At 59.3% G+C, this 22,456-nt stretch carries 22 protein-coding genes; 20 read left to right on the forward strand and 2 right to left on the reverse strand.

Translation table 11 applies throughout. The annotated features are described in order from the left end of the window. Positions 1-52: 52 nt before the first annotated feature. Positions 53-634 carry a dCTP deaminase gene (gene dcd, locus BN1143_RS19385; protein WP_005300960.1) on the forward strand — a complete coding sequence of 194 codons (582 nt, stop codon included), beginning with the start codon at positions 53-55 and terminating at the stop codon, positions 632-634. Between the two features lie 399 nt (positions 635-1,033). Next, positions 1,034-2,503, forward strand: a complete 1,470-nt coding sequence (locus BN1143_RS19390) for an inorganic phosphate transporter (RefSeq protein WP_042051787.1) — start codon at positions 1,034-1,036, stop codon at positions 2,501-2,503. Between the two features lie 697 nt (positions 2,504-3,200). Here the strand turns inward: BN1143_RS19390 and rne are convergent. Next, positions 3,201-6,287 carry a ribonuclease E gene (rne, locus tag BN1143_RS19395; protein WP_042051788.1) on the reverse strand — a complete coding sequence of 1,029 codons (3,087 nt, stop codon included), beginning with the start codon at positions 6,285-6,287 and terminating at the stop codon, positions 3,201-3,203. Between the two features lie 411 nt (positions 6,288-6,698). Between rne and rluC the strand changes: the two genes are divergently transcribed. Further along, a complete protein-coding gene (gene rluC, locus BN1143_RS19400) occupies positions 6,699-7,643 on the forward strand; it encodes a 23S rRNA pseudouridine(955/2504/2580) synthase RluC (RefSeq protein ID WP_010633970.1) in 945 nt (314 codons plus the stop codon). Then, on the forward strand, positions 7,643-8,290 hold the full coding sequence (locus BN1143_RS19405) for an HAD family hydrolase (RefSeq protein ID WP_042051789.1): 648 nt from the start codon (positions 7,643-7,645) through the stop codon (positions 8,288-8,290). The genes rluC and BN1143_RS19405 overlap by 1 nt, the downstream gene beginning before the upstream one ends. A 72-nt stretch (positions 8,291-8,362) precedes the next feature. Here the strand turns inward: BN1143_RS19405 and BN1143_RS19410 are convergent, their stop codons facing one another. Further along, positions 8,363-8,944, reverse strand: coding sequence for a Maf family protein (locus tag BN1143_RS19410; protein WP_042051790.1), 582 nt, complete (start codon positions 8,942-8,944; stop codon positions 8,363-8,365). A gap of 228 nt (positions 8,945-9,172) precedes the next feature. On the opposite strand from BN1143_RS19410, the gene BN1143_RS19415 reads away from it, so the two are divergent. The 16 genes from BN1143_RS19415 to BN1143_RS19490 all read left to right on the forward strand — a co-directional run bounded on the left by BN1143_RS19415 (position 9,173) and on the right by BN1143_RS19490 (position 22,281). Continuing rightward, positions 9,173-9,838, forward strand: a complete 666-nt coding sequence (locus tag BN1143_RS19415; protein WP_042051792.1) for an START domain-containing protein — start codon at positions 9,173-9,175, stop codon at positions 9,836-9,838. A 250-nt stretch (positions 9,839-10,088) separates the two neighbouring features. Continuing rightward, positions 10,089-10,610 (forward strand): 23S rRNA accumulation protein YceD, encoded by a 522-nt coding sequence (yceD, locus tag BN1143_RS19420; RefSeq protein WP_010633974.1) that lies wholly within the window; start codon positions 10,089-10,091, stop codon positions 10,608-10,610. Between the two features lie 19 nt (positions 10,611-10,629). Continuing rightward, entirely contained in the window at positions 10,630-10,797 is a 168-nt protein-coding gene (gene rpmF / locus BN1143_RS19425) for a 50S ribosomal protein L32 (protein ID WP_005300935.1), read from the forward strand. Positions 10,798-10,806: 9 nt separating this feature from the next. Beyond that, positions 10,807-11,826 (forward strand): phosphate acyltransferase PlsX, encoded by a 1,020-nt coding sequence (gene plsX, locus BN1143_RS19430; RefSeq protein ID WP_042051794.1) that lies wholly within the window; start codon positions 10,807-10,809, stop codon positions 11,824-11,826. A 7-nt stretch (positions 11,827-11,833) separates the two neighbouring features. Further along, positions 11,834-12,793, forward strand: a complete 960-nt coding sequence (locus BN1143_RS19435) for a beta-ketoacyl-ACP synthase III (RefSeq protein WP_010633976.1) — start codon at positions 11,834-11,836, stop codon at positions 12,791-12,793. Positions 12,794-12,862: 69 nt separating this feature from the next. Further along, entirely contained in the window at positions 12,863-13,798 is a 936-nt protein-coding gene (gene fabD / locus BN1143_RS19440; protein ID WP_042051795.1) for an ACP S-malonyltransferase, read from the forward strand. A gap of 13 nt (positions 13,799-13,811) precedes the next feature. Continuing rightward, positions 13,812-14,546 (forward strand): 3-oxoacyl-ACP reductase FabG, encoded by a 735-nt coding sequence (gene fabG / locus BN1143_RS19445; protein WP_005300916.1) that lies wholly within the window; start codon positions 13,812-13,814, stop codon positions 14,544-14,546. A gap of 157 nt (positions 14,547-14,703) precedes the next feature. Beyond that, positions 14,704-14,940 (forward strand): acyl carrier protein, encoded by a 237-nt coding sequence (gene acpP / locus BN1143_RS19450; protein WP_005300909.1) that lies wholly within the window; start codon positions 14,704-14,706, stop codon positions 14,938-14,940. An 82-nt stretch (positions 14,941-15,022) separates the two neighbouring features. Continuing rightward, positions 15,023-16,264, forward strand: a complete 1,242-nt coding sequence (fabF, locus tag BN1143_RS19455) for a beta-ketoacyl-ACP synthase II (protein WP_010633978.1) — start codon at positions 15,023-15,025, stop codon at positions 16,262-16,264. Positions 16,265-16,283: 19 nt separating this feature from the next. After that, positions 16,284-17,138, forward strand: coding sequence for an aminodeoxychorismate lyase (gene pabC / locus BN1143_RS19460; RefSeq protein WP_005300895.1), 855 nt, complete (start codon positions 16,284-16,286; stop codon positions 17,136-17,138). Next, positions 17,128-18,129, forward strand: coding sequence for an endolytic transglycosylase MltG (gene mltG / locus BN1143_RS19465; protein WP_005300892.1), 1,002 nt, complete (start codon positions 17,128-17,130; stop codon positions 18,127-18,129). The genes pabC and mltG overlap by 11 nt, the downstream gene beginning before the upstream one ends. After that, positions 18,129-18,770, forward strand: a complete 642-nt coding sequence (gene tmk, locus BN1143_RS19470) for a dTMP kinase (protein WP_042051797.1) — start codon at positions 18,129-18,131, stop codon at positions 18,768-18,770. Before mltG ends, tmk begins: the two co-directional genes overlap by 1 nt. Continuing rightward, positions 18,755-19,702 (forward strand): DNA polymerase III subunit delta', encoded by a 948-nt coding sequence (gene holB / locus BN1143_RS19475; RefSeq protein ID WP_042051798.1) that lies wholly within the window; start codon positions 18,755-18,757, stop codon positions 19,700-19,702. Before tmk ends, holB begins: the two co-directional genes overlap by 16 nt. 17 nt (positions 19,703-19,719) lie before the next feature. Further along, entirely contained in the window at positions 19,720-20,499 is a 780-nt protein-coding gene (locus BN1143_RS19480) for a TatD family hydrolase (protein WP_042051799.1), read from the forward strand. A gap of 297 nt (positions 20,500-20,796) precedes the next feature. Further along, positions 20,797-21,825 carry a site-specific integrase gene (locus BN1143_RS19485; RefSeq protein WP_082038647.1) on the forward strand — a complete coding sequence of 343 codons (1,029 nt, stop codon included), beginning with the start codon at positions 20,797-20,799 and terminating at the stop codon, positions 21,823-21,825. A gap of 180 nt (positions 21,826-22,005) precedes the next feature. Continuing rightward, complete coding sequence (locus BN1143_RS19490; RefSeq protein ID WP_042051802.1) at positions 22,006-22,281, forward strand: RepB family protein; 276 nt, start codon at positions 22,006-22,008, stop codon at positions 22,279-22,281. Positions 22,282-22,456: the final 175 nt, after the last annotated feature.

A 22,456-nucleotide genomic window follows, 5' to 3' on the forward strand; every position in this document is an offset into this window, starting at 1 on the left:
CCGGGTGATGCCCGGCTTTTTTAAATGAACAATTTGTCAGGAGAGTCGCCCAATGCGTCTTTGTGATACCGATATCGAACGTCATCTGGATGAAGGCAAGATCGTCATTGAGCCAAGACCCGGTATTGAACGGATCAGTGGCGTCAGCGTCGACGTGCTGCTGGGCAACGAGTTTCGGGTGTTTCGCGATCACACCGCCCCCTACATCGACTTGAGCGGGCCGAGCAGCGAGATGGCCGACGCCATCGATCGGGTGATGAGCGACGAAATCCACATTCCCGATGGGGAAGCCTTCTATCTGCATCCGGGTCAGCTGGCGCTGGCGGTCACTTATGAATCGGTCACCCTGCCGGCGGATATCGTCGGCTGGCTCGATGGCCGTTCCTCCCTGGCTCGCCTGGGCCTCATGGTACATGTGACCGCACACCGCATCGATCCGGGCTGGTCCGGCCGCATCGTGCTGGAGTTCTACAACGGCGGCAAGCTGCCGCTGGCGCTGCGCCCCAAGATGAAGATCGGTGCGCTGAACTTCGAGATGCTCTCCGGTGTGGCGGCGCGCCCCTACAACAAGCGGGAAAACGCCAAGTACAAAAGCCAGCAGGGCGCCGTGGCCAGCCGCATCAACCAGGACTGATCTGGCCTGCGTGATCCTTGGCCGTCGACAAGAGACAATATGCTAAAGAAGGGTGCCCGCAACGGCGCCCTTATCCATGGTGGTGGCAACCTGCGTCGGCAGGGAAGTTGTCGGTTCCTTGTGCAATTTTCCCTTTTGGGTCGGTCCAGGATTGACGCAGCGTGGCCCTGTGGAGGGAGATGGAAGGGGCCAGAGATGATGAATTGTTCCCGTTTGGGGACTGTTTTTGTCAGGCAAGGTCTGTTTAATTAATCCAAGACAAGCCGCATGGTGACTGGCGCTAAGCTATTTTTTGGCTGAATGCTCTTTTTTTTTCTTACTGAAATATTTCAACAACGGGTATGGCGTTATCAGCCTTCTGGCATAATCCGCCGCAACTCATAAACAGGTTCGTTTTTTATGTTTGAAATGTTTAGTGGTTTGGGTTTGTGGTGGTCAATCGGTTTGGTATTGGCCGTTTTTTTTGTGTTGGCCTATGAATTCATCAATGGCTTTCACGATACCGCCAACGCGGTAGCAACAGTCATCTATACCAAGGCGATGCCGGCACATACGGCCGTGGTGGCCTCCGGTCTGTTCAACTTTGCTGGGGTCATGATGGGCGGGTTGGGGGTGGCCTATGCCATTGTTCACCTGCTGCCCATCGATCTGCTGCTCGGAATGGACTCTACCCAGGGTCTGATCATGGTGTTCTCCCTGCTGTTTTCCGCCATCGTGTGGAACCTGGGCACCTGGTTCTTCGGGATCCCCGCATCCAGCTCGCACACGTTGATCGGCTCCATCCTGGGGGTAGGCGGCGCCTATGCCTGGATCAACCATCAACCGCTGGAGGAAGGCATCAACGTCGGCAAAGCCATCGACATCATGCTCTCCCTCATCATCTCGCCCACCGTCGGTTTCATCATTGCGGCCATACTGCTGTTTGCCATGAAACGTGTCTGGCAGGGCAGCAAGATCCACAAAACGCCGGAAGAGCGCCTGCTGGTGGATGGCAAGAAGCATCCGCCGTTCTGGGCTCGCCTCACGCTGGTCGCCTCTGCCATGGGGGTCAGCTTCGTGCACGGCTCCAACGATGGCCAGAAGGGTATCGGTCTGGTGATGCTGGTGCTGATCTGCATGGCGCCGGCCTACTTCGCGCTGGACATGAACAGCCGCTCCTACGATCTGGATCGCACCCAGGATGCCAACCAGCGCATCATGGAGATCTATCAGCGTAACCATGAGCAGGTTTCCAAGGTGGTGGACTTCAAGGTGCCGGCCCAGGCCCAGGAAGAGCTGATGATCCACTGCGCCGCCTCCGGTGCACTGCAGGCCATGGCCACCCTGGACAATCGTCTTGCCCAGGTGCGTACCTATGAAGAGATGGACCTGACCGATCGCCGTGAAGTACGTCGCCTGCTGCTGTGCATCGACGATACCGCCCGCAAGGTTTCCAAGCTGCCGCTGCCGGCCAAGGAGCTGACCGATCTGGCCAAATGGCGCAAGGATCTGACTGCGACCGCCGAATACGCGCCGACCTGGGTTATCGTCTCCATTGCCCTGGCGCTTGGCTGCGGTACCATGGTGGGCTGGCGTCGTATCGTCTACACAGTTGGTGAGAAGATCGGCTCCTCCGGCATGACCTATAGCCAGGGGATTGCAGCCCAGATCACGGCAGCTGCCTCCATCGGTATCGCCAGTCTGACCGGCATGCCGGTGTCCACCACCCATATTCTCTCCTCTGCGGTAGCGGGGACCATGGTGGCCAACAAGTCGGGTCTGCAGAGCCAGACCATCAAGACCATTCTGATGGCCTGGGTGCTGACCCTGCCGCTCACCATGCTGCTCTCCGGTGGTCTGTTCCTGATCAGCAACCATCTGTTCAGCTGAACCAGTTCCATCTGATTGTCAAAAGGGCCCCAAGGGCCCTTTTTTCATGTATTCAAAACAAACATTTAGCCATAGCTTGTAGTAGACGAGGACGCCAATGCTCTCGTTATATGCCATCAAACGAAATATTTGAAAACAATGTATAAAGACTCCTTGCTGATCTCGCCCATATCACGACCTTCAAAAAAAACCGTCTATAAAGCGAGGGGATTTGACATCGACAAAAATGTGGCCCGTTAGACCAATCACTCAAGTAGTGGGGAGGCCAATCGGCGCAAGCCGCAGAGTTCAGATGATGTAACGAGGCAAAGACAAAGAGTAGAAATGTGCGTTGGTGAATATCCGATAGAAGAAATGGACAGTGTGCAACGCCATGAGCAATGTTCTGCTCCGCTATCACAGCTGCACTGCTGCCTGGAGTGGGGGAGCAAGCCGTGTTAACGCGGTTTCAACATGATGATCATCTCTGCTGTCGTAAAACGACCGGGGTATATGGATGCATCAGCGGTATGAAGCCTGGATAGTGGGGTAGGGAAGCATGACGGGATCGGTTTGCACAGAGTGACATAAAGAAGATGAGCAGACGGTAATGGACTGGGTTGCAGGCGCTGCTCCTGGGTCAATACGAGCTACATAGATAGAGAGATAAAAAAAGAGCCACACAGTATGTGGCTCTTTTATCAGGCTAGCGGGTCAATCAGGGACGACCGGCCGGGCTGGTTGCAACGTTGACGGCGGCAGTGCTGCCACCATGGCGACCGGAGGTGGCCACTTCGCTGCGCACCAAGGGTGCATACTCGACCGGCTCGCGTGCCGGCAGGGCAGGAGCGGCGGCCGGAGTTGCCATCGGGGCAGAGGCCTTGCGGGCACCAGCCAGCAGGCTGCCACCGCGCTTGACCTGCTTGGCAGCCGGTTCAACCTTGGCAGTCTCTGCAGCGACAACAGGCTCGGCCACTGCGGCAACCGGTTCAACGGTCGGTGCGGCAACAACGTCTGCAACTGCCGGGGCGGTTTCTACGGTCGCTTCCACAACCGGAGTCTCAACAGCCTCAACGACAGCTTCTGCCACGGTTTCCACTGCAACAGGCGCGGCTTCAACAGCAGCAATGACCGGTTCGGCCACCACGGGGGCGGTTTCGACGACGGTTGCTACCGGTTCAGCGGCGACAACAGCTTCGGCCTGCTCGCTGGCTTCTTCGGCGACGGCCTCGGCAACCACGTGCTCGGTCAGGGCGGAGGAGGCCTGCAGGGCAGCAGCAACGGCTTCAGCGCTCGGGATGGTGATCACGGGCACAGCCGGCTCTTCCACTTTGACCTGGGCTGCATCGGCTTGCGCGGCGGCAGTCAGAGTCGGTGCAGCGACTTCGGCAGTCTGCTCTTCATCGTCACGCTGGCTGCGAGCTTCTTCGTTGATGCGCTTGCGGCGTTGGCCTTCGATACGCTGATTGCGCGGAGTACGGCGGGAACGACGCTGGCCTTCTGCCTGCTCATCCTGCTGTTCAGTCGTGTCAACGGCATCGACGGCGGCAACCGGCGCTACATCGGCAGCGTGGGCAACAGCGGCGTCATCGGCAGGCGCATCGACGCGGATCTGCTTGCGCAGTTGGCGGCGTTCGCGGCGCTCGGCCACTTTCTGCTCTTTTTCCTGACGCTGTTCCACGTTGGTGGCAACGGCTTCTACGCTGTCCAGCGTGTCAACCACTACCTCGGCACGGGGTTCACGCGGAGCGCGGGGCTCACGAGCCTGACGCGGGGCACGGGGTTCGCGCTCCTGACGCGGCTCACGCGCCTCGCGAGGTTCACGTTCCATGCGCTGTTCGCGCACGTCACCACGGGCTTCACGCTCCTGACGCGGCTCACGCTCTTTGCGCGGGCGACGGTTGCGGCCTTCGCCGTTCTCGCGGCTGGTCACGCCTTCGCGCTTCTCGCCGGCATCGCCGTTGCGGCTGCTGCGGTTGTCGTCACGACGACCACGTTGACCACGGCTGCGGGATTCATCGCGCTGATGACGGTGACCGTCCTCTTTGCGAGCCTCGCGCGTTGCCGGTTTCTCGGCAGGCGCGGTGACCTCGGCGCTGTCAGCACTGCCGCCGAACAGGTTGGAGAGGCTCTTGAACAGCTTGCCGAACAGGCCCGGCTCTTCGGCAACCGGGGTTGCGACAGGGGCGGGGGCCGCCGGCGCAGCCGGTTGCGGTGCCTGGACGAAGCCTTGCAGCAGGGGCTGCTCGCGCTCGATGGTCTGGGCCTGTTTGGGCTGGTAGACCGGCTTGGCAATTTCGGTTTTCAGCTCGTAGCTGGCCGCTTCCGGGATCTCGTTCTGACGGATGCGGGTCACTTCGTAGTGCGGGGTTTCCAGGTGCTGGTTCGGAATGATGTAGACACGCACATCATTGCGTTGTTCCAGGCTGGCGATGGAGCTGCGCTTCTCGTTGAGCAGATAGGCGGCGACATCGACCGGCACCTGAGCATGCACCTGCTCGGTGTTGTCCTTCATGGCCTCTTCTTCGATGAGACGCAGGATGGACAGGGCCAGTGACTCGTTGTCACGGATCACGCCCTGACCCTGGCAACGGGGGCAGATATGGCTGCTGGACTCGTTGAGGGAGGGACGCAGACGCTGACGAGACATCTCCAGCAGACCGAAACGGGAGATCCGGCCAAGCTGGATGCGGGCACGGTCCTGATGTACGGCTTCACGCAGACGGTTTTCCACTTCGCGCTGATGGCGAACCGGCGTCATGTCGATGAAGTCGATGACAATCAGACCACCCAGGTCACGCAGACGCAATTGACGGGCAATCTCGTCGGCCGCTTCCAAGTTGGTCTGCAGCGCAGTCTCTTCGATATCGCCGCCCTTGGTGGCGCGGGAGGAGTTGATATCGATGGAGGTCAGCGCTTCGGTCGGATCGATCACGATGCTGCCGCCGGAGGGCAGGCGCACTTCACGCTGGAAGGCAGACTCGATCTGGCTCTCAATCTGGAAGTGGTTGAACAGGGCAACTTCACCCTTGTACAGCTTCACGCGGTTGAGGAAATCGGGACGTACCAGCTCGATGTGCGACTTGGCGCGTTCGAAAATGACCGGGTTGTCGATCAGGATCTCGCCCACATCGCGGCGCAGGTAATCACGGATGGCACGCACGATGACGTTGCTTTCCTGATGGATCAGCACCGGCGCGGAGCGGCTCTGTGACGCCTTGTGGATGGAGTCCCAGTGGTTGAGCAGAACGTTCAGATCCCACTCCAGCTCTTCCGGGGACTTGCCCACACCGGCGGTACGCACGATGAGGCCCATGCCGTCCGGCACGGTCAGGCCGCTCAGGGCTTCTTTCAGTTCAGTCCGTTCATCGCCCTCGATGCGACGGGAGATACCGCCGGCACGGGGGTTGTTCGGCATCAGCACCAGATAGCTGCCGGCCAGACTGATGAAGGTGGTGAGGGCTGCACCCTTGGTGCCACGCTCTTCCTTGTCGATCTGGACGATGACTTCCTGGCCTTCGCGGACCACTTCTTTGATGTTGGGACGACCCTGATAGGAGTAACCGGAGGGGAAGTAATTGCGGGCGATTTCCTTTAACGGCAGGAAACCGTGGCGCTCGGCGCCATAGTCGACAAAAGCAGCTTCGAGACTGGGTTCTACGCGGGTGATTTTGCCCTTGTAAATGTTCGCTTTCTTCTGCTCGTGTCCCGGACTTTCAATATCCAGATCGTAGAGCTGTTGTCCGTCAACCAGCGCTACGCGCAACTCTTCTTCCTGAGTCGCGTTGATTAGCATTCTTTTCATTGAGTTCTCGTTATTTTGTCATTTTGATTTCCTCCACAGGATCCTGCCGGCGCCGGCCTCGGGTCTTCAGCATACTGGGGCAACCTCCCGGTTGGGGTATGCATGAGGCGCAAACTAAGGGCACTCTGGTTCAGCCTTCTCGAGAAGGCATGAAAAGGATACCGATGTGGAGACAAATAGGCGGTTCTGTTTGCGTTCTCCATGCGCTGTACCTCGCACCCGGGAACCGTCATGTTCTTGTATACACGGTGTTTCGGGATTGGGTGGCATAATTTTTGGCCACTTAGTACAAGGCTTGAACACAATGACAAAACCTTGTTTATTATCCCATTTAAATCACTTTTATAGCAAGGCGCCATTTTTCAACAAAGCATGCAGCCAAGGGCCGTCGGCAGTGTTAAAATCCGCGCCATGACACAGATACAACAACAAGTGCAGCTGCTCACCATCGAAGCTGAGCATGACGGGCAGCGCATCGACAATTTTCTCAAGACTCAGCTAAAGGGCGTCCCCAAGAGCCTGATCTATCGCATCCTTCGCAAGGGGGAAGTGCGCGTCAACAAAAAGCGCATCAAACCGGAGTACAAACTCTGTGCCGGCGACGAGGTACGGGTTCCCCCCGTGCGGGTCGCCGAAAAGAATGAATTGCCCTCGGCCAACCTCGGCAGCATCCAGCGTCTGGAAAGCCAGATCCTGTTTGAAGACGACGCCATGATCGTGCTCAACAAGCCGTCCGGCATGGCCGTTCACGGCGGCAGCGGGCTGAGCTTCGGGGTCATCGAAGGACTGCGCGCCCTGCGCCCGGAAGCCCGTTTTCTCGAACTGGTGCATCGTCTCGATCGCGACACCTCCGGTGTGCTGCTGGTCGCCAAGAAGCGCAGCGCCCTGCGCAGTCTGCACGAGCAGCTGCGGGTCAAGACCATGCGCAAACAGTACCTGGCGCTGGTGCGTGGCCAGTGGCAACCCCACGTCAAGGTGGTCAATGCGCCGCTGCGCAAGAATGATCTGCAATCCGGCGAGCGGGTCGTGCGGGTCAGCGCCGATGGCAAGCCGTCTGAAACCCGGTTTCGCATTGCCCGTCAATTCGCCGAGGCGACCCTGGTCGAGTGCAGCCCGATCACCGGCCGTACCCACCAGATCCGGGTGCATACCCTGCATGCCGGCCACCCCATCGCGTGTGACGACAAGTATGGAGAAGCGGCATTTGACGAGAAAATGCGCAGCCAAGGCCTGAAACGGCTCTTCTTGCATGCCTGGCGGCTGACCTTCACCCATCCGGCCGATGGTCGCGAGATGCAGGTCGAAGCGCCCCTGTCGCCCGAGCTCGAGACCTTCCTCAACGGATTGGCGCGCTGATGACGCAGATCCGGCTCGCCATTTTCGACTGGGACGGTACCCTGATGGACTCGGTGGGCCGGATAGTGGCCTGCGTGGCTGCCGCCGCCCGTGACTGTGCCGAGGTGGTGCCCACTGCCACCGAGACTCATCAGATCATCGGACTCAGTCTGGAGGTCGGTATCCCCCGGCTGTTTTCCCTGGAGCAGGGCGGTGAGCGAGCCAATGCTCTGATCGACCGCTATCGCCACCACTATCTGCACGATGCTACTCCCAGCCCCCTGTTTGCCGGGGCGAGGGAGCTGCTGCACGGCTGGCACGAGCAGGGCATTGCGCTGGCGGTGGCGACTGGCAAGTCACGGCGGGGGTTGGACAGGGTACTGGATGAAACCGGGTTGCGGTCACTCTTTGCCGTCACGCGCGGGGCGGATGAGGCCAACTCCAAGCCTGATCCCCTGATGTTGACCCAGATCCTGACCGAGCTGGCGCTGATCCCGTCACAGGCGGTGATGATAGGTGACTCCATCCACGACATGGCGATGGCCGAAGCGCTGGCCATGCCGCGCATCGGCGTAAGCTGGGGCGTGCACGACCGGGGGCGCCTGCAGGCCCACCATCCGCTGGCGGTGGTCGATACCATGGCGGAGCTGAGGGCGCTGCTGGGTTGATGACAAGCACCGGGAGGCAATAAAAAACGGAAGCCAAGGCTTCCGTTTTTTATTGCCAACATTCTACCTTCATCAGGGCAGAGAGAGGCCGTGGCGCTCCAGCAGTTCGATCAGTCCGATCAGCGGCAAGCCGATCAGTGCATTGGGATCGCGTCCCTCCAGAGCCTTGAACAGCACGATACCCATGCCTTCACACTTGAAGCTGCCGGCGCAGTCGAGGGGACGCTCGGCCTCCACATAACGGCGGATAGCCCCCTCATCCAGCTGGCGAAAATGGACGGTGAAAGGCTCAACCAGCTGCTCGACCCGGCCGGAGGCCGCATCCAGTACGCACAGGCCGGTATAAAAGGTGATGCTGCGCCCCTGGGCCGCCATCAGCTGGGCTACCGCTTGTTCGACCGTTCCCGGTTTCCCCAGGATCCGGCCATCGCAGACGCACACTTGATCCGAGCCGATGATCAGCCCTTGATCACGCAGGCCGGCAATGGCGTTGGCCTTGGCATGGGCAAGGCGGGCCACCAGCGCCTGTGCCTCTTCACCGGGCAGCACAGATTCATCGACTTCGGGCGCGGCGCACTCAAAGGAGAGGCCCAGCTTTTCCAGCAATGCTTTGCGGTAACGGGAGGTGGAGGCGAGGATCAGGGGGCGCGACATGACAATCAGGTATCCAGGTTCAGAAACGGGCAGGCGCCGATGGTATCGCCATCGTGCGGCGCGGGCAAATATCTCCGCGCTCGCAAGCGGGTGATCCTGCTCGATGCGCTGGCCTTGCTCAGAACACAGTGCGCGTCGGCTACATCTGGCTGATGGAGTGACACTGACTGTCTCTGTCCCGTCCGAAAACGGCTATAAGCATAAGAGCGGGGTAACGGGGGCGATGAGATGAACAAGCTGGGGGCATGGTTGTTGTGGCTGCTCTGTCTGCCCGTCTGGGGACAAGGCTGGCACCTGCAGGCAGGGGAGGAGGGCATACTGCTGTGGACCCGCCCTCATCCACCCGGCGCCTTTCTGGCCTTGCGACTGGAGATGTATGTGGCAGCGCCCCCTGCGGCGCTGCTCGCGGTGTTGCGTGATACCGGTCGACATCAGGAGTGGCTGCCCCAAAGCCTGGAGGTGAGGGTGTTGGCCAAGCCCGCCCCCGATGAGGATATTGTCTATACCCGCCTCGCTGCCCCCTGGCCCGTACAGGACCGGGAGCTTATTACCCACTCCCGCCTGCAACGGCTGCCAGATTGCGGCCTGGTGCTGAGCGTCTGGGCGGCCCCGGATGCTTTGCCGCCTTATCCCGGCCGGGTGCGGATCCGCACCAGTGAAGGACGCTGGGAAGCGCTGCCTCAGCTGAACGGCACGACGCTGGTGCGTCTCGAAACCTATACCAACCCGGGCGACACGCTGCCCGCCTGGCTCGTCAATCCCATGGCTGCCGACGCTGCGCTGCAGAGTTTTCGCGCCATTCGCCGCCTGATGGAGGCCGCCCCGGTGGAGATCTGTGCCTGTCTTCATCAGCGACATGGTGGAAAGCATGGTGCTTGTGGCGCCACCACTTGACTACAGCAGGGTGGGGAAGGCAGGGCGAATTGGACAAGCAAGTGACGGCGGGACGGTCTGACAACTGTCTGGGGCCTGACGCACCAGCAAATCCGGCCAGGATCCGGTGTCGGATCCGCAGGTTTGTGGCATAATCAGGCACCGGTGAGCGCAAGTTCCGCCATGTGCGGGGGTTGTGAGGTTAAAATCATCGGTGGTAAGGACTTTTTCCTTTGACTATCAGTTGTTGGACCTATAATATTCGCGCCCTATGCAAAAGGTGAAGTTGCCCGTAAAGGTTGATCCAGTCCGTAGTGCCTCGAAGCTGCTCGATTATGTCGGGATAGTGGAAAAGTCGCAGATGCCCAGGCTGGAGGAATCAACCGCAGGCTTGCGGAGTGATATCGATGTATCGCTGCACTTTGGCAAAGATGTCCAGAAGTTGACCGTTATGAAAGGCACTGCCCATGCCAAGGTTGACCTGGTTTGCCAGCGTTGTGGGGAGACATTCGAGCATCTCTGTGAAGCTGAATTTATCTACACTCCGCTGTTCGAAAGAACAAACGAGGAAGAACTGCCGGAAGCTTATGAGCCCATTGAGTTGGACGAAAACGGCGAGATGGATCTTCATCAAATCCTGGAGGATGAACTCATCCTCTCGTTACCGCAGGTGGCCATGCATCCCATGGATGCTTGCCCGCGCGGTAACATGGAGATGACCTGGGGTGAAATCGAACCTGCTGATGAGCGGCCGAATCCCTTTGCAGTTCTTGAAGAGCTTAAACGTAAGTGAATTTAGGAGTTAGCCTACAATGGCCGTACAACAGAACCGTAAAACCCGTGCCAAGCGTGGCATGCGTCGTTCCCACGATGCGCTGACCACCGCTGCCCTGACTGTTGATCAGACCAGTGGCGAAATCCATCGTCGTCACCACGTGACTGCCGATGGTTTCTACCGCGGTAAAAAGGTAATCGCTTAAGGATTGCCTTTGTCTACGCAAACTGTCGCGCTAGACATCATGGGGGGAGATGTTGGCCCCTCGGAAACAGTGCCTGCCGCCGTGCAGGCACTGTCTCTTTTACCCCAGCTGAAATTGATCCTGGTCGGTGACCAGCACCAGACCATACCCCTCCTGCAGCAACATGGCTTGCTCAATCACCCTCGTGTCCGTTTTGTACATGCCTCCCAGGTCGTTGGGATGGGCGACAAACCGATCGTGGCACTGCGCACCCTGAAAGACTCCTCCATGCGAGTCGTACTCAATCTGGTCAAGAGCGGCGAGGCCGATGCCTGCGTCAGCGCCGGCAACACAGGTGCACTGATGGCCATGGCCAAATGCGTGCTCAAATCCCTGCCCGGCGTCGACCGACCCGCCCTCATCAAGGCGCTGCCCACCCTGTCTGGCAAACGCACCGTGATGCTGGATCTCGGTGCCAACGTCAGCTGCGATGCCGACACCCTGCTGCAGTTTGCCGTGATGGGCTCAGTGGTGGCTGAAAAGGTGGAGGGGATTGCCACTCCCAGGGTGGCCCTGCTCAACGTGGGGGAGGAGGAGATCAAGGGGAACGATCTGGTGCGCCACAGTGCCGAACTGCTGCGCCAGTGCCAGGCGCTCAACTTTGTCGGCTTTGTCGAAGGGGATCGAATTTTTAGCGGCGATTGTGACGTGATCGTCTGCGACGGTTTTGTCGGCAACGTCGCCCTCAAGACGGCAGAGGGGGTGGTACGGATGATGGCCCAACTAGCCGGATATCCCCGCAAGAAACGCAGTTTTCTTGGTCGTATCGCCGAATTTATGTTCAAACGACGTTTTTCTTACCTGAACCCCGACCAGTATAACGGTGCAAGTCTGTTAGGATTGCGCGGCATTGTGGTAAAAAGCCATGGGCGTGCCGAACGGCGTGCCCTGTGTAACGCGATCCTGCTGGCCGCGCAAGAGGCCAAGCATCAACTTCCATTGCGAATCGCAGATCGCCTTGAATCTGTCTTTTCCGACAGGGATCTATAAGAACTCTATGCATAGCAAAATTTTGGGTACTGGCAGCTATCTGCCGCACTCAGTACGCACCAACGCCGACCTCGAACAGATGGTAGAGACCAGTGACGAGTGGATTGTGGAGCGTACCGGGATCCGTGAACGCCGCATTGCCGGTGCCGATGAAACCGTTGCAACCCTGTCTCACCAGGCAGCCCTGCGCGCGCTGGAGGCCGCAGGTCTGACTGCCGCCGATCTCGACATGATAGTGCTGGCCACCACCAGCGCCGAAAACGCCTTTCCGGCCGCCGCCTGTGAGCTGCAGGGGCTGCTCGGGGTGCAAGGGATCCCGGCCTTCGACGTGGCGGCCGCCTGCGCCGGCTTTACCTACGCGCTCTCCATTGCCGATCAGTTCGTCAAATCCGGTGCCGCCCGCCACGTGCTGGTCGTCGGCGCCGATGTGCTGTCGCGCATGTGCGATCCCGAGGATCGTGGCACCATCATCCTGTTCGGGGATGGGGCAGGGGCCGTGGTGATCGGTGCGAGCGACACCCCAGGCATCCTCTCCACCCATCTGCATGCCGATGGCCGTTATGGCGAGCTGCTCAAGCTGCCGCAGCCTCGTCGCGGCATGCCGGGGGCCGAGCTCGAAGCCTACATGTACATGAAGGGCAATGATGTCTTCAAAGTCGCGGTCACCCGTCTGAGCGAGATCGTCACCGAGACCCTGGCCGCCGCCGGCATCGAGCCGAGCGAGCTGGACTGGCTGGTGCCCCATCAGGCCAACTTCCGCATCATCAGCGCCACCGCCAAGAAGCTTGGCATGGGGCTGGACAAGGTGGTGCTGACCCTCGACAAACACGGCAACACCTCTGCCGCCTCCGTGCCCATCGCCTTCGATGAAGGGGTGCGTGACGGCCGGATCAAACCGGGCCAGCTGGTCTTGCTGGAAGCCTTCGGCGGCGGTTTTGCCTGGGGCTCGGCGCTAGTTCGCCTCTGATCGTCAGCGGGGTGGGACGAGCGTCTCATCCTGCCGTTCTCATTTTTCTCTTATTTAAAGGAATCAATGATGACCCAATTTGCCATTGCCTTCCCGGGACAGGGCTCCCAAACCGTCGGCATGCTGGCCGAGCTGGCCGAACAACATGCCGTGATCAAGGAGACCTTCGCCGAGGCGAGCCAGGTGCTGGGTTATGACCTGTTTGCCCTGGTCATGGAAGGTCCGGCCGAAGAGCTGAACAAGACCTGGCGCACCCAACCTGCGCTGCTGACCGCTTCTGTCGCGCTGTGGCGCCTGTGGCAACAGCAGGGTGGGGCAACCCCCGCTGTGATGGCAGGCCATAGTCTGGGTGAGTATTCAGCCCTGGTCTGCAGCGGCGCGCTGGCCTTTACCGATGCGGTCAAACTGGTTGAGCTGCGTGGTCTGGCCATGCAGGAAGCCGTGCCGGAAGGCACCGGTGCCATGGCCGCCATCATCGGCCTGGACAACGACTCCATCGCCGCCAACTGCGAGAAAGCGGCTGAAGGGCAGGTGGTCTCTCCGGTCAACTTCAACTCCCCGGGCCAGGTGGTCATCGCCGGTCACAAAGAGGCCGTCGAGCGCGCCAACGTGCTGATGAAAGAGTCCGGTGCCAAGCGTGCGCTGCCGCTGCCGGTCTCCGTGCCCTCCCACTGCGCTCTGATGAAACCTGCCGCAGAAAAACTGGCAGCTGCGCTGGACGGGATCGAGATCAAGGTTCCTGCCATCGCCGTCATCAATAATGTCGACGTATCCTGTGAGCAGGATCCGGCCGCCATCAAGCAGGCATTGGTGCGTCAGCTGTTCAGCCCGGTTCGTTGGACCGAGACTGTCGAGCGGATGGCCAACGAAGGGGTCACCCTCGAGATCGAAATGGGACCGGGCAAGGTACTGACCGGGCTCGCCAAGCGCATCGACAAGCGCGTGGAAGGTATTCATGCCAACGATGCCGCCTCTTTCGAGCAGGCGCTGGCCCAGATCAAGTAAACAGGAGCAATGAATGAGCTTTACCGATAAGGTTGTGTTGGTGACCGGTGCCAGTCGTGGCATCGGCCGTGCGATTGCTGAAACTTTTGCGGCCCGTGGCGCCAAGGTAGTCGGCACGGCGACCAGCGAGAGCGGCGCCGAGGCAATCAGCGCCTATCTGGGTGAACAGGGTTGCGGCATGGCGCTGAACGTGACCAGCCAGGAATCCATCGAAGCCGTCTTTGCCGCCATCAAGGCGCGTTTTGGCGACATCGACATCCTGATCAACAACGCAGGGATCACCCGTGACAACCTGCTGATGCGGATGAAGGATGATGAGTGGAACGAGATCATCGACACCAACCTCACCTCCCTGTACCGTCTGAGCAAGCCGGTGCTGCGCGCCATGATGAAGAAGCGCAATGGCCGCATCATCAGCATCGGTTCCGTGGTCGGCACCATGGGCAACGCCGGTCAGGTCAACTACGCGGCCGCCAAGGCGGGTCTGGTGGGGTTCACCAAGTCGCTGGCCCGTGAAGTGGCCTCCCGCGGTATTACCGTGAACGCGGTTGCCCCCGGTTTCATCGAGACCGATATGACCAAGGCGCTCAATGAAGAGCAGCGTGCCGGCATCATGAGCCAGGTACCTGCCGCTCGTCTGGGCGATCCAAAAGAAATTGCCGCTGCTGTGGTATTCTTGGCATCGGATGATGCCGCCTACATCACTGGCGAAACCCTGCATGTTAATGGCGGGATGTACATGGTGTAATCAATTTGTCGTGAGATCTGTTCAAATTTGCGATAGTACGCCGAAGTTTGGCGAATTTCGTGGTTTGACCAGCGGCAAGCTACTTGCAAACTCACGTCAATTGAATAAACTACCCCAACCAGACGCAATAGCGTATTTTTAAAGGAAAATTCAGGTCATGAGCAACATCGAAGAACGCGTAAAGAAAATCATCATCGAACAACTGGGTGTTAAAGAAGAAGACGTTAAGAACGCTGCCTCCTTCGTCGACGACCTGGGCGCTGACTCTTTGGATACCGTTGAACTGGTAATGGCGCTGGAAGAAGAATTCGATACCGAAATTCCTGATGAAGAAGCCGAGAAGATCACCACTGTTCAAGCGGCTATCGACTACATCACCGCTAATCAGGAATAAGTTCCTGTTCTGAAAGAAGCGGCCCAAGGGCCGCTTCTTTTATGTTTACTCCTTTTCAAAACACCTCTCGGAGACTACCTCAGTGTCAAAACGCAGAGTCGTGGTGACCGGCTTGGGGATGCTTTCCCCGGTAGGCAACACTGCCGAATCCAGCTGGCAAGCCCTGCTCAACGGGCAGAGCGGCATTTCTCCCATCGAACACTTTGACGCCAGCGAGTTTGCGACCCGCTTCGCAGGCCAAGTCAAGGATTTCGATCCCGAGCAGTACGGTATCAACCGCAAAGAAGCTCGCAAGATGGATCTCTTCATCCAGTACGGCATCGCCGCAGGCGTGCAGGCGCTGGATGATGCCGGTCTCGTCATCAACGAGGAGAATGCCGAGCGCGTCGGTGTGGCGATCGGTTCCGGCATCGGTGGTCTGGGTCTGATTGAGCAGAACCACAGCAGCCTGGTCAACGGCGGTCCCCGCAAGCTGAGCCCCTTCTTCGTACCATCCACCATCATCAATATGGTGTCCGGTCATCTCTCCATCATGAGAGGCCTGCAGGGCCCCAACATCGCCGTCACCACCGCCTGTACCACAGGCACCCATGCCATCGGCATGGCCGGTCGCATGATTGCCTACGGCGATGCGGACGTGATGGTCGCCGGCGGCGCCGAGAAAGCATCCACCCCGATGGGGATGGGCGGTTTTGCCGCCGCCAAGGCGCTCTCCAACCGCAACGACGAGCCCACCAAGGCCAGCCGTCCGTGGGATAAAGATCGCGACGGTTTCGTGCTGGGTGATGGCGCCGGGGTGCTGGTGCTGGAAGAGTACGAACACGCCAAGGCCCGTGGTGCCAAGATCTATGCCGAGCTGGTCGGCTTTGGCATGAGCGGCGATGCCTACCACATGACGGCGCCTCCCGCTGACGGCAACGGTGGCGCACGCGCCATGCAAAATGCCATCAAGGATGCCGGTATCGCCCCCGAGCAGGTGGGCTACATCAACGCCCACGGCACCTCCACCCCGCTGGGTGACGTCGCCGAGCTGCGCGGCATGAAGGCCGTATTTGGCGAACATGCCAAATCCCTGATGGTCAGTTCCACCAAATCGATGACCGGTCACCTGCTGGGTGCCGCCGGCGCCATCGAGGCGATCATCACGGTACTGGCGCTGCGCGATCAGATGGCGCCGCCCACCATCAACCTGGACAACCCGGATGATGAGTGCGACCTGGATCTGGTGCCTCATGTTGCCAAGGCCGGCAACTTCGAATATGCCCTCTCCAATTCCTTCGGTTTTGGCGGCACCAATGGCTCACTGATCTTCAAACGCGTATAATTCGCCCTGGGCGGATAGTATGGGCCCGATACGTCAGTATCGGGCCTTTTTTATCGGAGGGATCCTTTTGCTGATCAATGGAATACCGACAGACAGCGTGTCCGCCATGGATCGTGGTCTGGCCTATGGGGATGGTCATTTCACCACCCTGTTGGTCAAGGATGGCCGACCCGTCTGGTGGCCGGCACACCTGGCAAGGTTGCAGCAAGCGAGCGCCAGACTCGGCCTTGCCGAGCTGGACTGGCAACAACTTGGCGATGAAGTGGCCCAATTGGCCCGCGATCAAGCGCTGGCGGTGATCAAGGTGATGTTGACCCGCGGCAGCGGTGGCCGGGGCTATGATGGCACTGCCTGCCATGCGCCGACCCGGATCCTGTCGCTGGCCGCTTACCCGGCCCACTACCCGACATGGCAACAAGATGGCATTCCACTCTTGGTATGCCGGCAGCGATTGGGGGATGCTCCCATGCTGGCAGGCCTCAAGACCCTCAACCGGCTGGAGCAGGTGCTGCTGAAAAGCGAACTTGCGGCTCGTTCCGGGGTCGAAGGTATAGTCTTGAACAGTCGGGGATTTCTGGTAGAAGGGGTCAGTGCCAATCTGTTTTGGCGCCGTGGCAGAACGGTGTTTACGCCGGATCTCTCCCACTGCGGCATAGACGGCATCATGCGGCGCCATGTGATGGCAATGCTAAAACAGATGAGCATTGAACTGCGTGTCGTGGAGGCTCCGCTGGAGTCACTGTGGCAGGCCGAAGAGGTATGGCTGACCAATACCCTGATGGGCATAGTGCCGGTCACCGGCATCGGGGAGACCCAATATGCCAGTCAGGAATTGATCCGCCGTTTACAGGAGCGTTTGGTCATTGAAGTTTAATCGGCTTTACACCCTGCTCGCGGGCGCGGCGCTGACTGTCGCCGCTGCCGGGGGCTATGTACATTACAAGTGGCAACAGGTGGAGACGCTCACCAACAAGGGACCGACCCGTCTCTTTACCGTCGAGAAGGGAGCCCATGCGGCGCGTCTGATCGCCGAACTGGGGGAGGGGGAAACCAGCCCCTGGGCGGTGCGGCTCTGGTTGCGCGGTCATCCCGAGCTGGTTGCCATCAAGTCCGGTACCTATGAGATCAAGGAAGGGGCACCGCTCAAGGATACCCTCTCCCTGTTTGCTTCCGGCAAGGAGTTTCACTTCAGCCTGACCTTCGTCGAAGGATCCCGTTTCGAGGATTGGTTGAAGCAGCTGGCCAGCGCCCCCTATCTGGAGCGGCTGACTGTCGAGTTGCCCGAGACCGATCTGGCTCAGGAGCTTGGCATCGAAAACGGCAAGCTGGAGGGGTGGTTCCTGCCGGAGACCTACGCCTATACCACTCATGCCAGCGATCTCTCCATTTTGCGCCGTGCCCATCAGGACATGGAGACCTTCCTGCAGCAAAGCTGGGAGAAGCGTCAGGCCAATCTGCCCTACAAGACTCCCTATGAGGCGCTGATCATGGCCTCGATCATCGAAAAAGAGACGGGGATGCCGGAAGAGCGGGCGCGGATCGCCTCGGTGTTTGTCAATCGTCTGCGCCTTGGCATGAAGCTGCAGACTGATCCCACCGTCATCTACGGGGTGAAGGACAGGTATGACGGCAATATCCGCCGCAGCGACCTGACCGATGTGAACCCCTACAACACCTATGTGATCGACGGCTTGCCGCCCACCCCCATCGCCATGCCGGGCAAGGCCTCCATCGAAGCGGCACTCAATCCCCTGTCGACCGACTATCTCTATTTCGTCGCCAAGGGGGGCGGGGCCCACTATTTTTCCAAGACCCTCGATGAACACAATCGAGCGGTGCGTGAATACATTTTGAAGAAACCCTAATGTCTAAATTTATCGTGATTGAAGGACTGGAAGGTGCGGGGAAGAGCTCCGCGGTGCGCTACGTGACCGACTATCTGCATGCCCGCGGCGTGGCGCGGATCGAGTGTACCCGTGAGCCGGGCGGCACGCCGCTGGCGGAACGGATGCGGGCCATCGTCAAGGAGGTGCACGACGAGCGGCTCACCATCGAAGCCGAACTGCTGCTGATGTACGCTTCCCGGGTGCAACTGGTCGAGACCCGCATCAAGCCGGCGCTGGCTGACGGCGTCTGGGTAGTGGGCGATCGCCACGATCTCTCCTCCCAAGCCTACCAGGGCGGTGGCCGTGGCATCGATGCCAACCTCATCGGCGCCATCAAGCGGGCCGTGCTCGGCGACTTCAAGCCGGATCTGACCCTCTATCTCGACATCGATCCCGCTATCGGCCTGCAACGGGCTCGCCATCGCGGTGAGCTGGACCGGATCGAGCTTGAGCAGCTCAGCTTCTTCGAGCGTACCCGCCAGCGTTATCTGGAACTGGCTGCCGCCGATGCGTCAGTCAAGGTGATCGACGCCGGCCAAGCGCCGGAGCAGGTCAAGGCAGCCATCGAGGCTGCATTGGCCCACTACCTGAAAGACGAACCCTCATGTATCCTTGGTTGATCCCGGACTGGCATGCCTTGAGTCAGACTGCCGCCGCCGGCCGGCTGGGGCATGCCTGGCTGCTGCTGGGTGATCCCGGTCTTGGCAAGGAGCAACTTGCACAGCAGCTGGCCCGCCTGCACCTGTGCCATCAGCCTGATCGGGGCGAGCCTTGCGGTCATTGCCACTCCTGCCAGCTGTTTGAAAAGGGTCATCACCCGGATCTGGGCACTCTCACCACTGAGGGCAAGACCATAGGGGTCGAGGCCATCCGCGAGATCTGTACGCGCCTGCAGAATTCGGCCCAGCTTGGCCGCGGCAAGGTGGTGATCATCCCGGATGCGGAGCGCATGACCGAATCGGCCGCCAACGCCCTGCTCAAAACCCTGGAGGAGCCGGCCGGCGACAGCTTGCTGCTGCTGATCGCCTCCCAGGTTTCCCGCCTGCTGCCCACCATTCTCAGCCGTTGCCACAAGCATGTCTGCCAGTTGCCGGCGGAAGGGGAGACTCTGGCCTGGCTCGCCGAGCAGGGTCATCAGGCCACCCAGGCTCAGGTGCGGATCTGCCAGGGGGCACCGCTGCGAGTGCTGGATTACTTGATGCAGCAGCAGGACACGGATCGCCGTGATCTGCTTGAGAGTTTTCTCGCCCTCTCGCAAACCCCCACCCGGACCAACCATGTGTGCAGCCTGCTGGCGAGCGATACCCAGGTCAGACTGCACTGGGTACAGCTGTTCATGTGCGATGCGCTCAAGACGCAGGCCGGCTGTGGCCATCACCAGCTGGCCATGCCGGATCTGGCCGCGCTCAGTCAACAACTGGCGGAGCGTCACTCCAGTGAAAAGCTGCTGGAGGCGGAGCAGCAGCTCGTTGGGCTCAAGGCGGCCTGCCAGCCCGGGCAGCTCTCCAACCCCACCATTCATTTGATGAACTGGCTCACTCGCTGGTTATAGATCCAAAAAGGTTTTGTATGTTACTCGTTGATTCCCATTGCCATCTCGATCGTCTGAGTTATGGCAGCAAGCAGACCGACATGGCCGATGTGCTGGCCAAGGCGGCCAGGCAGGACGTGGGATATTTTCTCTGTGTGAGTGTGACCCAGGCACAGTTCCCGACCATGCTGGAGGCGATCGCCCCTTACCCTCAGGTGTTTGCCTCCTGCGGCGTGCACCCTCTCAACCAGGAGCCTGGCGTCGATGCCGATTTGTTGTTGGCCCAGGCGGCGGATGAAAGGGTGGTAGCCATCGGCGAGACCGGGCTCGACTACTTCTATTCGCCGGAGAACAAGGAAGTACAGCAGGCTTCCTTCCGCGAGCATATCCGGGTGGCCCGCGCCCTGAACAAGCCCCTCATCATCCACACCCGCGATGCCCAGCAGGATACCCTGCAGATCATGCGCGAAGAGGGGGCCGAGCAGGTCGGCGGGGTGCTGCACTGCTTCACCGAGTCGCTTGAAATGGCTGAGGCGGCCATGGCGATGGGCTTTTATATTTCCATCTCCGGCATCGCCACTTTCAAAAATGCGGCTGCGCTGCAATCTGTAGTCAAGGCGCTGCCACTGGAACGACTGCTGGTTGAAACCGACTCTCCCTATCTGGCGCCGGTTCCGCACCGGGGCAGGGAGAACGAGCCGGCCTTCGTGCGCGACGTGGCCCAGTTCATCGCGGATCTGCGGCAAATGCCGCTGGCCGAATTGGCCCAAGCGACCAGTCACAACTTCTTCGAGTTGTTCAAGTTGGCAAAGCGATAACAAACAACGCCCCGCTATGCGGGGCGTTTTACTATGACAATCAGCACTATCATGGCCCATCCAAAAACGACCATAGTTGTTCGTTATCTCTCACTTTTTGTGGTGGATGCTGATGAGGTAAAACCCTCAACCCTGATAAAACGAAGCAAGAAGAACAGTGTGCTTGAGGAATAAATGAGGGGGTGAATCGGGTTAAAAGTACTCTTCATAAGTATCGATAATATTCATTATCGATACTTGATAGATCTGCAAGATCCTGTAAGATCCAACGAAACTCCGCATTAATCATAGAGTTAAGTGAACTACCCACGCATTTCAAACCCAGTTCAGCAGCCCTTGCAGAGCGTCTTCGATCCTCAGCTGAACAGCCGGGCCAGACGCTTCCTGCGCAGCGCCAAAGCCGACTCCACCCTCAATGCCTACCAGGCCGATACCCGTATCTTCGTGTTCTGGTGCCAGCTGCATGGGCTCGATCCGCTGCAGACTACCCATCATGACATCATGAACTTTCTGGCGGATCAGGCCGACGGTATCCTGGCCGACTGGGTCTGGCTGGACAAGGAAGAGGGGAAGGGGGAGCTTCGCAACGGCGATCCCCGCAAGCCAGCCACCCTGGTAAGACGGCTCGCCGGCATCCGTTATGCCTTCAAGCAGAAGGGGATCCACCCCATGCCGACCGAGCATGCGGAGATAAAGGAGATGATGCGGGGCATAGTGCGGCTCGGTGACAACCGCAAACGTAAAACGGGGGCGCTGACCCTGCAACCGCTGGCCTGTGTGCTTGACGAAATCGACACCGGCAATCTGGCGGGACTGCGGGATTACACCCTGTTGTTGCTGATGTTCAGCGGCGCCTTGCGACGCTCGGAGGCCGCAAGAATTGAGGTGGATGATCTCGATTTTGTGGGCCAGGGGATCCGCCTTCGGCTCAAGCCCAGCAAACATCAGCTGCATGAAACGGAGATCGCCCTGGTGCCCGGCAAACAATATTGTCCGGTGTCGGCACTGGCACGCTGGCTAAAGCAGAGCAGGATTAGCGAGGGCGCCCTGTTTCGCCGCATGAATCGTTGGGGCCAGCTCACCCAGGAACCGCTCGGCCCGCAAGGCATCAACCTGATGATCAAACGGCGCACCGGTCAGGCCATCGATGACCTCCAGGTCAGCGGCCACAGTCTGCGCCGCGGCTTTATCACCTCGGCGGTCACTGCCGGCAAACCGATGAACAAGATCATCGAGGTCACCCGCCACAAGGACATCCGTACCTTGCAGGAGTATTTCGACGATGCTCACAAGTTCTCGGATCACGCCCTGGATGGTCTGCTGTAATATAACCGCGTCACTCGATTTTTTATGTTAAATGATATCTTGTTGATCCAATGATATATTTGCAGCGCACTGGACCTCACCCCATCAAGAAGGGGAGAGTCAGGCTCCTCACGTTCGTCAGCGAATATTGAAGACTTGGTGAGAGATAACGGACTGTGAAAATAAAAGTTGCAAGGTGATATGAGCCAGGAAATAGAAGTGAGCGGGGCGCAAGACAACGCCGAGCGGCAGCGCCAGCACGTGAAACGCAAACAGGAAACTCACAGCCGGTTGCAATGCTGGATCAGCAATCGCCATGCCGAGCGGTTGGCCATGTTGGGGCAGTTGCTAGAAGACAACCAGGCATCCCTCATCGAACAGGCCATCGATCTGCTCTATCAGCAAGAGCTGCAGCATGAGCAGAAACAGGATAGAGCGCAGATCGATGCGCAAGCGCCGGCGGAGATGCTCGAGTAAATGTGCCAGCAACTGAGGCAGAGATCGAGAAACAGGGACATAAAAAAAGCCAGGTACGAATTCCTTGTACCTGGCATAGGGGAATTGGCTCCTTGCAGAGCCGTGCGCTAACTGGTGTTCGGATTGCCTTTAAGCTTAGACAAGGCTCAAGGCTTTTCAAGATCCGCGCAAAGGT

This window comes from Aeromonas dhakensis (assembly GCF_000820305.1).
Classification (GTDB): Bacteria; Pseudomonadota; Gammaproteobacteria; order Enterobacterales; family Aeromonadaceae; genus Aeromonas; species Aeromonas dhakensis.